This window comes from Gordonia sp. w5E2, from assembly GCF_036540975.1.
In the GTDB taxonomy this organism is placed as follows: Bacteria; Actinomycetota; Actinomycetes; order Mycobacteriales; family Mycobacteriaceae; genus Gordonia; species Gordonia jacobaea.
Genome location: NZ_CP144213.1, coordinates 1,100,598 through 1,112,874, shown reverse-complemented (window position 1 = coordinate 1,112,874; position 12,277 = coordinate 1,100,598). Strand labels below are relative to the sequence as shown.

The following is a 12,277-nucleotide window of genomic DNA, read 5'->3' as shown; positions in this document are numbered from 1 at the left end:
TTGTGATCGACTAAGATGCCAGAAGTATCAATACCGAGGAGACGTCTGATGGAGCTGCGCCACCTTCGCTACTTCCGCGCTGTCGCGGAGGAACTGCACTTCGGACGTGCTGCCGAACGACTGCACATCGCGCAACCACCGCTGTCGCAACAGATCCGTCAGCTCGAGAACGAACTCGGGTTCCCACTCCTCATCCGCACCACCCGCACCGTGGAACTCACGCCCGCGGGTCAGGCTTATCTCGAACGCACCGTCGCAATCCTCGACGCCGTCGACCATGCCGGAACGCACGCCAAACGGATCGCAGAGGGCACACAGGGCCGCCTCGCCATCGGGTGCGTCGGATCGGCGACCTACTCGCTGCTCCCCCGCTTCGTCCGGGCGCTCCGTGAAGAGCTCCCCGACGTCGACGTCAGTGTGCGCGGCGAGATGCTCGCACCCGCACAGATCGCGGCGCTGTTGGCGGGCGACATCGATCTCGCCCTGCTACGTCCACCGATCACGGCACCCGAGGTCATCGTCACGCCCGTGCGGCGCGACCGATTGCTGGTGGCGCTTCCCGACAGTCACAACAGGGCGCGTCAGCACCACGTTGCCCTCGCCGATCTGCACGACGACGACTTCATCTCCCATGCGGGACAAGGACGTTCGGTGATGCACACCCAACTGGCCACCCTGTGCGCGGCTGCCGGATTCGTCCCGCAGATCCGACACGAGGTACAGGAGACCTCGACGCTCGTCACGCTTGTCGCGGCGGGTCTCGGGGTCGCCGTCGTGCCCGAGCCGACCGCCGCGCTCGGAATCGCGGGGGTTCGCTACCTACCGATGACCCCTGACGCCGACCCCGTCGATCTCGCCGCGGCACGCCTGGTCACCGCCGACGCTCCGATCGTCGAGCGAGCGCTACACGTGCTCCGCGACGTCGCCCGTGACCTGTCAGCATTGCCGAGCTGACCAACGTCAGCGTCCGGCAGCCTGCACCCGAGCCCGGATCGCGTCGACGAACACCGTCTGGATGTCGCTTGCGTTTTTCGCCACGTACGACGACCCGCCGGTCGCCTCGGCGATCTGCTTCAGAGCGTCGGTGTCGGCGTCGTCGGAGATCCCGATGGTGAGCACGAGCACGGGCCGCGCCGGATCTTCGAGCTGCTTGAGCTGCGAAAGCAGTTGCCTGAGACTGATGCTGTTCGCGTCCTCGTTCCGGCCATCGGTGAGGATGATGACGCTGTTGGAATAGTTCGGGTCGTAGCTGTCCTGGACGTTCTTGAACGCTGCCAACGTGGTGTCGTAGAGTCCGGTTCCACCACCCAGCTCCGACGGCGCGAGTCCCGCCTTCACCGCTGCCGTGAGCTCGTCCAGGTGCGTGCCACCACCCGACGCCGGAGCGTCGAGTCGACGAATCGGTGACAGTTCCTTCCAGTCCTGCCCCTGTCCGCCCTTGTTGACACCGAACGACCACATACCGATCTCGGTGTTGTTCGGGAACAGCTTCAAACCGGTCAGCGACGCGTCGATGGTCAACTGCGCACGCGTCTCGCCACCGTCGCTTTCGGCCATAGACCCCGACGTGTCCTCGACGACAAGTGAGCGAATCGGCACGCCGAGAACCTGCCATTGCCGTAGAGCCCTGTCGACCTGCGACGGATCGCTGAGCTTCAATACCGTCAAACCCTCTGTATCACCGGGCTTTCGGAATCCCGCGTCGGTGATCGACGACGCGCCGTCGCCAGAAGTCAGCGCGGTGGAGAGGTCTTTGCCCGCTGCCGTCGCCGTCTCCGCGCGCGACTCCGGCGCGGTATTGACGAGCGGATAGTCGAGCATCACTGTGCCGTCCTCGGGGATCGACGACTTGAGCTTCGAACCGGGATGCGTTCGCGTGAACAAGGTGAGCTGCTGCTCGGTGGTGACCACCGGCGTCGTCGACGTGTTGGCCAGATTGAGCCGCGTGCCCTCGTTGTCGTTGACCAGACGAGCGTTGTTTTGCTGGACCGCGAGCACGGTCATCGCTTCGGTCAGGTCGTCGTTGGTGAGCTTGCCCGCGTCGACCTCGGCGAGCGCTCCGACGATCGGCGCATCCCCGGTGCTGGTGTCGATCGGGTTGCCCGCGCGCAGACCGTCGAGCTTCATCACGTCGACCCAGTTCGACAGCTTTCCGACCTGCGTACCCGCCACCACGACGGGTGTGGCGGCGATTGACGGTGAGACGGTGTCGAATTGGCGACGCACCTGCGTCGTCACCCGCCTCGCCTGTTGCGACGAATCGGGCACCCACAGATCTGGAGCCTTGTCACCGCTGGTCAGCAGGCCCGGGACGTCGGCGCCTGCCACCGCTGTGACGGTGTAGTCGTAGCAGGAATCCGACGACACCTTCGACGTGGCGTCGGCGACCGCATCTCGGATCGCCGGGTCGGCCGCGACGCTGACCGACGTGCGGTCGCCACAGCCTCCGACGATTCCGGACTTCCAGATCGCTATGCCACCGACGACCGCGACGACCAGCAGCAGAGCGGCCGCGCTCCACAACCACATCCCTCGACGACCGCTGCGCGCCTCACGATGCTCGAATCCGAAACCGTCGCCCGAGCCACCCTTGCGCGTCGATCTGCTTCCACGCGGTGCCGTCTGGCCGCTCGACGCCGCCACCCCGGCCGCCGCAGCCTGGCGACCCGAGGCGGGCTGCGCAGCCTGGCGACCCGAGGCAGGTCGGGGCGTCGAAGACGGCGTCTTCGGCGCCGCAGTTGTTGACGCCCCGGTATTCGACGACCCGTCCGATCGACGCTGCTGCGCGGGCGTGGGCGTCTGACCTTGCGGCGCCCGGCGCTGCGGGGGCTGGCTCTGCGGGGCCTGGGGCTGCGCGGCTTGGGGGCGCGAGGTCTGGGGCCGAGGAGCTTGGTGGCCGGGAGTCTGTTGCCGGGGAGGAGTCTGCTGCCGAGGAGGAGTCTGCTGCCGGGGACCGGGGGGAGGTGGGGTCCGTCGCGGCGGCGTCGGACGCGCGCCGGCACGGGTCGGGTCGTTGGGTAACCCCTGATCCCTGAAGCCCTGCCTATCGAACCCCTGACCCTCGACCTCCTGGCCGTCGGAATCGGAGTCGGAAAAGTGCCGCCCCATTGTCGTGCGTCCCCCTGGTGTCATCGGCGCTGCGCGCGCCGAGAAGTATGTCTGCGGTCGACTCCGGAGAGTTCTACGCAAAGACCTCGGCGAAGGTGTCCAGCGACTTGTTCAGGTCGCCCGAGACGGCCATTGCCGCGGCCTTCCCCGCGGGGCCGATCAGCGGTAGCCCACCCAGATCAAGAGTGAAGACTACTGACGAGCCGGTCTCCGTGGGCGATATGGCGAGATCGAGTTTCGCCTTGATCCCACCCTTGCCGTTGCCCTTGAGACGGACCTGGCTCGTCGGGTCGTACGTCTCAACGACCCAGTCGAACCGGATACGTGTGCCTTTGACCTTGACGACAGACGAGACCTTCGTGCCCTTTTCGAGTTCGCCGGGGCCGGGTATCGGTGAACGCCAACCGTCGTGCAGAAGCAGCCACTCCGAGTACCGACTGAGATCCGACGCTGCTGACCAGGTATCTTCCGGAGAAAGATCGACCTCGATGGAGCTGCTCGTCTTAGCCATGGTTCGTCAGCCTAGCGTCACCACTGCCGCACGTTCGATGCTGGGCCGATTTCTGCGCGGGCACGATGTGACCATCCGGATCACCGAGGTCGAGGCGTATGCCGGGCCGCTCGATCCGGCCTCGCACGCGTACACGCGGACGCCCCGTTCGGAGATCATGTACGGACCGCCGTCGAGGCTGTATGTGTACCGCATCCATGGTCACTTCTGCGCCAACGTCGTCACCGGACCCGACGGCGAAGCGTCGGCGGTACTGCTGCGTGCGGGCGAGGTCGTCGACGGCCTCGACGTTGCGCTCCGGAGGCGCGGGGAACACCTCGCACCGGCGCGCCTGGCCCGCGGGCCGGGAAATCTGGCCAAGTCGCTCGGGATCACGATGGACGATCTCGGCGTCGACCTCAACGCTCCACGCTCGCGCGGGGTCCGATTCATCGCACCCGACGAGATCGACTCCCAACCCGCCGGCGCTGGACCTATCAATTCCGTGCCGATCAGCTCTGGGCCCCGTGTCGGAGTTCGACGCAACGCCGACGTCGCGTGGCGATATTGGATCACCGACGATCCGACGGTGTCGGCGTACCGTCGCCACCCGCGGGCCGACTAGACAACAGTTGCGGTTGCCGAGAGGCGCGGATTCCGCACCCCACAGCAACCGCAACTCGGTTCGAACTCGCTCAGGCCGGTGGCTGCTGATCCCCGGCAGGCTTCTGCTCGGCTGCGGGCTGCTGCGCCGGCTGCTGTTCGGCAGGCTTCTGCTCAGCGGGCGCGTCTTCCGCACCGACCGCCTTGCGAGCCGCGTCCTGTGCCTTGTCGACCTGGTCGGCGTACTTGCCGCCGGTGGCCTTGTCGATGGCGTCGCCACCCTTGTCGATCAGACTCGGGTTGCCCCGGAGTGCTTCCTTCGCCTTGTCGACGAGTCCTTTGAGATCCATGGTCTGCTCCTGGTCACACTCGGTGATTGGGTCGACGTCGACGCCGCGGGAGCAGCGTCGCGTGCAGTCGAGTCTATGTCCATCGGCGGGTCGGAACCACGGACCAATGGACCAGAAATCAGGACTGAGCCGACCGCGCCTTCTCGGCCCGAAGGCTCGTCTGCTCGGCGTCGTCACGATCACGCTCGTGACGAGCGATGATGCGCGGCCCGATCCGCGACATGATCTCGACGGCCACGATGCCGACGGCCGCTGAAATAAATGCAACCGAGTTCATCTGCCAGTTCGACGAGTCGAGTTTGAACATGTGCTGGGTGAACGGCCACGAGAAGATCAGCACGTATGCGCCCGCGGACACCGCGATCAGCAGCACCTTCCACCACGTGTACGGGCGCGCGACGACAGCCAGGACGTACACCGCGATGGCGATCAGCGTGATCAGAGTTGCTGTCGCGGCCTGTGTCTGATGTGGCGACAGCTCCACCGAGTCGCCGCCCAGCGAGTTGCCCGACCCGCCCGGATTGACGATCAGATAGGTGACGAATGCGCAGAGCCCGACGATGATCCCGTTGGGCACCGCCTGCGTCAGCACACGCCGCACGAATCCGGGACGAGCCCGCTCGTTGTTGGGTGCGAGCGACAGGATGAAAGCCGGAATACCGATGGTGAACCACGCGGCGATCGTCACGTGGATCGGCTGGAACGGATAGCTGATCGACGGTGTGCCGAACAGCTTCGCTCCGAGCCCTGCGATACCCACGAACAGCGCCAGCAGCACCGCGTAGACGGTCTTGGTGAGGAACAGGTTGGAGACACGCTCGATGTTGCCGATAACCCGACGACCCTCGCCGACCACATAGGGCAGCGTCGCGAACTTGTTGTCCAACAACACGATCTGGGCCACCGATCGAGCGGCAGAGCTCCCCGACCCCATCGCGACGCCGATGTCTGCGTCCTTGAGCGCGAGCACGTCGTTGACGCCGTCGCCGGTCATGGCGACGTTGTTGCCATCGGACTGCAATGCGCGCACCATCGCACGCTTCTGGTCGGGCCGCACACGCCCGAACGTGACGCCGTCTTCGACGGCGTGCGCGAGTTGGTTGGGCTCGGTCGGCAAGTCGCGCGCATCGACGGAGGTGTCGGGTGAGCCGAGGCCAAGCGACTCCGCGACCGCGCCCACCGAGCGGGCGTTGTCGCCGGAGATGATCTTGACGGCAACGTCCTGCTCCTCGAAGTAGTCGAGGGTGGGACGAGCATCCGAACGGACCCGCTGCTCGAGCACCACGAGTGCGACGGGGGTCAGGTGCCCGGGCGTCGCCGATCCCGCGTCCGGCTCGGTGTCGACAGCGACGTCGAGCCGTGCCAGGAGCAGTATGCGTAGGCCCTGTGCCCCGAGATCGCTGGCGACGCGCGCCGGTTCGGAGTCGTCGTCGAGCAGCACATCGGGGGCTCCGAGGACCCAGTTGCCCGCGTCGTTGCCGTCGGCATCGACGAACGACATGCCGCTCCACTTCTTGGCGGAGGTGAACGGTTCGACGGCCGACGTCGTCCAGTCGGGCGCGTCGTCGTACACCTCGCCGACGGCCTGCATGCTCGCGTTGGGACTGCGATCGTTCTTCGCCAGCGCGGCGAGTGCCTGCTCGGCCTCCGTACGACGATCCGACGACGCGCCTGCCCCGCTGCCGTCCTCTGCCGTTCCGTCGTCGACTTTTCCGTCGTCAACTTTTCCGTCATCACCGATGATCCGCAGCTCCGAGACGCGCATGCCGTTCTCGGTGAGTGTGCCGGTCTTGTCGGCGCACACGATGTTGACGCGCGCGAGGCCTTCGATCGCTGGTAGTTCGTTGACCAGACACTGCCGCTGCCCGAGACGAATGACGCCGACCGCGAATGCGATCGACATCATCAGCACGAGGCCTTCCGGAACCATCGGCACGAGCGCCGCGACCATGCCGAGCAGCGATGCACGAAGACCGTTGTTGCTGATGAAAAGCTGGTTGACGATGGTCAGCAGCCCCGCGGGAATCAACAGCCAGGTGATGACCCGCAGGATCTGATTGATGCCGGACCGCAACTCCGACGACACGAGCGTGAACTTCGACGCCTCGGAGGCCAACTGCGCGGCATACGCGTCGGCGCCCACCTTTGTCGCGCGGTAGGCGCCCGCTCCGGACACCGCGAAGCTGCCGGACAGCACCTTGTCTCCGGCGGATTTGTCGATGGGATCGGCCTCGCCGGTCAGCAGCGACTCGTCGACATCGAGGACATAAGACTCGACGACCTCGCCGTCGACGACGATCTGGTCGCCGGCACCGATCTCGATGATGTCGTCGAGCACCACCTCGTTCGGTGGGATCTCGGTGACCTCGCCGTCGCGTCGCACACGCGGTTTGGCCTGTCCGACGATGGCGAGTTTGTCGAGGGTCTTCTTGGCGCGGATCTCCTGGATGATGCCGATACCGCTGTTGGCGATGATCAGCAGACCGAACAGCCCGTTGATGAGCGAACCGGTGAAGACCACGATCGCGAACAGCACCCCGAGGATCGCGTTGATCCGGGTGAAGACGTTGGCCTTGATGATGTCGCCGACCGAGCGCCCCGAGCGGTCGGGCATGTCGTTGACCTTGCCGTCGGCGACGCGCTGTGCGACCTCGTCGGCCGTGAGGCCCCGCTCGGGGGCCGCAGTGCTCTGTTCGCTCACGCCGAGGTCTCCCACCACGTGGGTGTGCGCAGCCCGGTCCCGATACGCGCGGTGATGTCGATGGTGCCGCCGGGCTGCGGCACGACGACGGACGTGTTGTTTCGCTCGGCTGCGGGCAACAGACGTGTGATGGGATCGGCCCACGCGTGCCTCGCGAGACTGAACGTTCCCCAGTGAATGGGCAGGAACACCGAGTCGGAGCCCGCTTCGCCCGACAGCATCCGATGTATCGCGACGGCTTCCTCCGGGTCGACGTGCACCTCCGGCCACGACGGGTCGTATGCGCCGACGGCGATGAGCGTCAGGTCGAACGGCCCGTGCCGTGCACCGAGTTCTTCGAAGCGCTCGCTGTAGCCGGTGTCGCCGGAGAAGAAGAATCGGTGCTCGGGTCCCACCACGGCCCAGCTCGCCCACTGTGTGAGGTTGCGGGTGAGTCCGCGCCCGGAGAAGTGGCGGGCCGGTCCGCAAAAGAACTCGAGTGAGGTCGCTCCGCACGTGACCGAGACGCTCTGCCAGACGTCGGCCTGCCGGATGCGGTCAGCGGCGATTCCCCAGCTCACGAGGTGCGCAGCGACACCGACGGGCGCGATGAACACCGCCTCGGGCGATGCGTCTGCCAAGGCGACGACCGTGTCCATGTCGAGGTGGTCATAGTGATCGTGACTGAGCAACACGACGTCGATCTGCGGGAGGTCGGCAACGGTGACGGGCACCGGATGCAGTCGGGCCGGCCCCACCTGCTGCCACGGGGAGCACCGCTGGCTGAACACCGGATCGGTAAGGATGCGGGTGCCGTCGAGCTCTACGAGTGCCGACGCGTGCCCGAGCCAGGTGACGGTGAGCTTGCCGGGCTCTGCGTCGAATTGCGGCACGGTGACGAGGACCGGTCGGCTCGGCCTGCCGGGGCCGCGAGCCATGTCGAGGGCAACCTGGAAGTCGGGAGTCGCTCCGGATGCCGACGGTTCGGGATTGACGAACGCGCCGTCGACGAGATACTCCGACGATTCGACGTACGGCCGGATCGCGTCGCGGTCGGCACCGAGCGCGCGGGCCGCGGGCAGTCCTGCTGCCGACAATGCGCCGGTTGCCGAATCGGCCACTCGTACCCCGACGTCGGCGAGACGACTGATCATGAGCGGGGTTCCCTGTCTTGTGGGGAATTCGATGTCCTGCGAGAACTCCTGGCGACCATTCCGCCACACTATCGCTTCTGCACCACGATCAATCGGACGCGCGTCCACTCGCATCGGTGGACAATCGTTCTCGTGGCGACATCGACCCTGATACGCTTCCGACACCTATCCGTTTCAACTGGGGAGTGAGCGGTCCGTTGGCTCGGATGTCCGTCGATGACAGGCGCACAGCGCTCGTCGAATCCGCGTATCGCGTGATTGCCGATCACGGCGTCGAAGGCGCGACCACGCGGCGCATCTGTGCGCATGCCGGAATGCCACTCGCGAGCTTCCACTACGCATTCGAAAGCCGCACCGCACTGCTCTGGGCAGTGATGGAAAAGGCTGTGCCCGAGGATGTTTCGCTCATGCTCGAGTCGCTGCTACCGGTGGGCGAATCGTCTGCCGTCGGCGTCGAGGCGATGCGCACCAAGATGTTCGAGCAACTCGACGCGTTCTACATGATGCTCAAAGCCGACCCCGGGCGGCTCCAGGCGACCATCTCGCTCGGCATCTACGCACACAACCATCCCGAATTGCAGCCGGCGGGCAAGCAGATGTACGAGCATCTCTATGCGCTTGCGGCACAAGGACTGGCCGCGGCGGGCGAGCAGGCGCAGATCGATTGGCTCACACCGGTCGCTCGCATTGCTCCCGTGTTCATCGCCAACATCATCGCGATCACCCTGGTCTACCTGTCGACTGCCGACGACAGCGCTCTCGGCGCCATCACGGAGTCGATGGTGCGTGATGTCATGACGCACGTCGCGCCGCGCTGACACGGTTACGCCGAGTGGCGCAACCACGCCACGGAGCCGACACTGGATCAATGCGTGACGTTCTGCCAGTGGTGATCGATCGCCTCAGTCGTGGGCCGGTCGCCATCGCGCGCATCATCGGCACGAGCGGCCCGACCCCGCGCGGCGTCGGCGCTGCGATGGCTGTCACGGCCGACGGCGAGGTCATCGGGTCGGTCTCGGGTGGCTGCGTCGAATCAGCGCTCGTCCACACCTGCATGACCGTGCTCGACGACGGTTGTGCCGTCGTCGAGCATTTCGGTATCGCTGATCCCGACGGCATCGAAGTCGGCCTGACCTGCGGTGGATCTCTGGAGGTCTTCGTCGAGCGCGTCGATGCCGGTCATCGACGCGCGTTGGACGACCTCGCCGGACATCTCGTGGCGGACCGTCGAGTCGCCTGGGCAACCACGCTGAGCGACTCCCCCGAGTGGCACATCACGACGTCGACGAGCGAACCATGGCGTCGGCTCGGCGGCGACGTCGCCGATCTCCTCGCGTCGGGGCGCAGCGGCATCATCGGCGTCGACGACTGCGACGAGCCCGCGGAGTCGGGTGCCGACCGTCCGCGCACGTTCGTACACACCTTCGCCCCTCCCCCGCGGTTGATCCTGGTGGGTGCCAACGACTTCGTGCGTGCCACGAGCAGCATCGGACGCTCGCTCGGCTATCGGGTGACCGTGGTCGACGCGCGGCCCGTATTCACCACCCGCGCACGCTTTCCCGACGCCGACGAGGTCGTCGTCGACTGGCCGCACCGCTACCTCGAGTCCGAGATACGTTCCGGCACAGTCGATGCCACCAGCGCGATTTGCGTGATGACCCATGACCCGAAGTTCGACGTCCCGACGCTTCGCGTTGCGCTCGCCGACTCCGCCGCGGGGTTCGTCGGTGCACTCGGCTCCCGTCGAACGGTTGCCGATCGCAACGAGCGCCTCATCGAATCCGGCGTCACCGCAGCACAATTGAGTCGTCTACGATCGCCGCTCGGACTCGACCTCGGGGGACACACGCCTGCCGAGGTCGCCGTCTCGATCGCCGCGCAGTTGATCGCGGATCGTCATGCCGCTTCGGCTGCCCCACTACACACGACGTCGGGTCCGCTCCATCGCTGAAGCGAACCCGACCTGAAGCGAACCCGACGTCGTGCAATTCTTGCCCGTGAGGCTATGCGTCCTCCTTCGGCGACTCCGAGGACGAGCTCGGTGTAGCCGTCGTCGCCGCTTCGGTTGTCGCAGCAGGGATGTCTGAGGTCATCGACATCACGTCCTGCGCCGGCAGGACATGCTCACCGGTCTTGTCACAGGAGAGTGCAAGCGAGCTGATGTATTGCTTCTCGCCATTCGGACCGGGCACCGCCGAGGCGATCATGTCGGGTCGCTCGAACTCGATCTTGGTGACGCAGCACAGCAACTTCACGTCGGTGGGGTTGCCGTGCTCGTCATACATCGGGATGTCGATACCGTCGTCGACGCGACGCAGATAGTACTTGCCCTTCGTTGCGATCGCGAAAATGGGCGGCAGGACGATGGCGAGTACGAGCGCCACCAGCGGCGAGTACGGCTGGATGGCATCGCCAAAGACGTGGAAGTACACCAGGATCGACGCGCCCGCCGAGATCAGGAGCGAGCAGAATCCGACCGGGTTGACGCTGTAGATCATGCCGCGACGGAACTCCGGCTGCTTCGGCGAGATGCCCAAGATGTACTTGTTGATCACGATGTCCGACGCGACGACGGCGATCCACGCGATACCGCAGTTCGCGTAGAAGTTCAGCAGGTTGTTCAGGAAGCTGAACATGTTGGCTTCCATCAGCACGATCGCGATGATCACGTTGAAGAACAGGAACACCAGGCGTCCGGGGTAGGTCTTGGTGACACGCGTGAAAGCGTTGGTCCACGCCAGCGAGCCCGAGTAGGCGTTGGTGACGTTGATCTTCACCTGGCTGATGACCACGAGGATCACGGCGAGGGTCAGAGCGAGCCAGTGCGGCAGGAAGTCCTGGTAGATCTCGACGAACTGGTGGACGGGCTGGTTCGCAATGCCCGCGTTGTCGACGCTGATCCCGATCAGGTACACGGCGAGGAAGAGACCGACGATCTGCTTGATGGCGCCGAAGAACACCCACCCCGGTCCGGCGATAAGGGTTGCCGACCACCACTTCCGCTTGTTCTCGGGCGTACGGGGCGGCATGAAGCGTAGGTAGTCGACCTGCTCTGCGATCTGGGCGATCAGGGACAGGCAGACACCGGCCGCGAGCATCGTGCCTGCGAAGCTGACACCTTTGCCCGCTGGATTGCCGTCGCCGTCGACACCGCTGAACGCGAAGAAGTCACCGATGGCCGACGGGTGCTTGATCACCAGGTAGATGAATGGAAGGACCATCATGACCAGCCACAGCGGAGTGGTCCACACCTGCAGTTTGGCGAGTGTGTTCATGCCGTAGATAACCAACGGGATGACCAACAACGACGAGACCAGGTAGCCGATCCATAGCGGTATGTGTAGGCCGAGTTCGAGGCCCTGCGCCATGATCGAGCCCTCGAGGGCGAAGAAGATGAAGGTGAACGACGCGAAGATGACGTTGGTCAGCACCGAGCCGTAGTAACCGAAACCACTTCCGCGCGTGATGAGGTCGAGGTCGATGTTGTATCGAGCAGCGTAGAACGCGAGCGGATAGCCCGTGATCACGATGACGATCGAGAAGAACAGGATGCCCCACAAGGCATTTCCGGTGCCGTTGGCAATACCGATGTTCGCGCCGATCGCGAAGTCGGCAAGGTAGGCGATGCCACCGAGGGCGGAGACGGCGACGACGCCCGGTCCCCACTTGCGGTAGCTGCGGGGCGCAAAACGAAGTGTGTAGTCCTCGAGGGTCTCGCGCATGGCAGCAGCCTGCGCACCCGTCGCGATGATGCTGTGTTCGGCGTTTTCTATCTCGCCGACCTCGTCGGCCACCTCGCCGACGTGTTCGTGATGCTTATCGGTGGCCATCGGCCCTCCTGCGTGATCCGAGTTACAGATCGGCCAAACGTACGAACGCCATGTTTCGGCGA

General features: G+C 65.4%; 11 protein-coding genes. 5 read left to right on the top strand and 6 right to left on the bottom strand.

The features are described 5' to 3' along the window. The first annotated feature begins 48 nt into the window (after window positions 1-48). A complete protein-coding gene (locus RND64_RS05115; protein ID WP_049697852.1) occupies window positions 49-954 on the top strand; it encodes a LysR substrate-binding domain-containing protein in 906 nt (301 codons plus the stop codon). Window positions 955-960: 6 nt separating this feature from the next. Here the strand turns inward: RND64_RS05115 and RND64_RS05110 are convergent, their stop codons facing one another. Further along, window positions 961-2,529, bottom strand: a complete 1,569-nt coding sequence (locus RND64_RS05110; protein ID WP_270483560.1) for a VWA domain-containing protein — start codon at window positions 2,527-2,529, stop codon at window positions 961-963. A gap of 61 nt (window positions 2,530-2,590) precedes the next feature. On the opposite strand from RND64_RS05110, the gene RND64_RS05105 reads away from it, so the two are divergent. Continuing rightward, complete coding sequence (locus RND64_RS05105) at window positions 2,591-2,803, top strand: hypothetical protein (protein ID WP_331436461.1); 213 nt, start codon at window positions 2,591-2,593, stop codon at window positions 2,801-2,803. A 378-nt stretch (window positions 2,804-3,181) separates the two neighbouring features. Here RND64_RS05105 and RND64_RS05100 read toward each other — a convergent pair whose 3' ends face one another. Further along, complete coding sequence (locus tag RND64_RS05100; protein ID WP_049698077.1) at window positions 3,182-3,619, bottom strand: type II toxin-antitoxin system Rv0910 family toxin; 438 nt, start codon at window positions 3,617-3,619, stop codon at window positions 3,182-3,184. Here RND64_RS05100 and RND64_RS05095 point away from each other — a divergent pair. Next, complete coding sequence (locus tag RND64_RS05095) at window positions 3,597-4,223, top strand: DNA-3-methyladenine glycosylase (RefSeq protein WP_270483297.1); 627 nt, start codon at window positions 3,597-3,599, stop codon at window positions 4,221-4,223. The two genes, RND64_RS05100 and RND64_RS05095, sit on opposite strands and share 23 nt — an antisense overlap. 70 nt (window positions 4,224-4,293) lie before the next feature. Here RND64_RS05095 and RND64_RS05090 read toward each other — a convergent pair whose 3' ends face one another. The 3 genes from RND64_RS05090 to RND64_RS05080 form a co-directional block, all read right to left on the bottom strand. After that, a complete protein-coding gene (locus RND64_RS05090; protein WP_049697849.1) occupies window positions 4,294-4,551 on the bottom strand; it encodes an antitoxin in 258 nt (85 codons plus the stop codon). Between the two features lie 118 nt (window positions 4,552-4,669). Then, entirely contained in the window at window positions 4,670-7,252 is a 2,583-nt protein-coding gene (locus RND64_RS05085; RefSeq protein WP_270483299.1) for an HAD-IC family P-type ATPase, read from the bottom strand. Beyond that, window positions 7,249-8,385, bottom strand: a complete 1,137-nt coding sequence (locus RND64_RS05080) for an MBL fold metallo-hydrolase (protein WP_270483300.1) — start codon at window positions 8,383-8,385, stop codon at window positions 7,249-7,251. The genes RND64_RS05085 and RND64_RS05080 overlap by 4 nt, the downstream gene beginning before the upstream one ends. A gap of 206 nt (window positions 8,386-8,591) precedes the next feature. On the opposite strand from RND64_RS05080, the gene RND64_RS05075 reads away from it, so the two are divergent. Both RND64_RS05075 and RND64_RS05070 read left to right on the top strand, forming a co-directional pair. Continuing rightward, complete coding sequence (locus RND64_RS05075) at window positions 8,592-9,203, top strand: TetR/AcrR family transcriptional regulator (protein ID WP_049698074.1); 612 nt, start codon at window positions 8,592-8,594, stop codon at window positions 9,201-9,203. Between the two features lie 50 nt (window positions 9,204-9,253). Continuing rightward, window positions 9,254-10,336 (top strand): XdhC family protein, encoded by a 1,083-nt coding sequence (locus tag RND64_RS05070; RefSeq protein ID WP_270483301.1) that lies wholly within the window; start codon window positions 9,254-9,256, stop codon window positions 10,334-10,336. Window positions 10,337-10,388: 52 nt separating this feature from the next. Here RND64_RS05070 and RND64_RS05065 read toward each other — a convergent pair whose 3' ends face one another. Then, window positions 10,389-12,215, bottom strand: a complete 1,827-nt coding sequence (locus RND64_RS05065) for a purine-cytosine permease family protein (RefSeq protein ID WP_270483302.1) — start codon at window positions 12,213-12,215, stop codon at window positions 10,389-10,391. Between the last annotated feature and the right edge of the window lie 62 nt (window positions 12,216-12,277).

Coding starts and splice junctions, on each gene's coding strand:
- RND64_RS05115 (WP_049697852.1), top strand. CDS start 49: ATGGAGCTGCGCCACCTTCGCTACTTCCGCGCTGTCGCGGAGGAACTG.
- RND64_RS05110 (WP_270483560.1), bottom strand. CDS start 2,529: ATGTGGTTGTGGAGCGCGGCCGCTCTGCTGCTGGTCGTCGCGGTCGTC.
- RND64_RS05095 (WP_270483297.1), top strand. CDS start 3,597: ATGGAGCTGCTCGTCTTAGCCATGGTTCGTCAGCCTAGCGTCACCACT.
- RND64_RS05100 (WP_049698077.1), bottom strand. CDS start 3,619: ATGGCTAAGACGAGCAGCTCCATCGAGGTCGATCTTTCTCCGGAAGAT.
- RND64_RS05090 (WP_049697849.1), bottom strand. CDS start 4,551: ATGGATCTCAAAGGACTCGTCGACAAGGCGAAGGAAGCACTCCGGGGC.
- RND64_RS05080 (WP_270483300.1), bottom strand. CDS start 8,385: ATGATCAGTCGTCTCGCCGACGTCGGGGTACGAGTGGCCGATTCGGCA.
- RND64_RS05075 (WP_049698074.1), top strand. CDS start 8,592: ATGTCCGTCGATGACAGGCGCACAGCGCTCGTCGAATCCGCGTATCGC.
- RND64_RS05070 (WP_270483301.1), top strand. CDS start 9,254: ATGCGTGACGTTCTGCCAGTGGTGATCGATCGCCTCAGTCGTGGGCCG.
- RND64_RS05065 (WP_270483302.1), bottom strand. CDS start 12,215: ATGGCCACCGATAAGCATCACGAACACGTCGGCGAGGTGGCCGACGAG.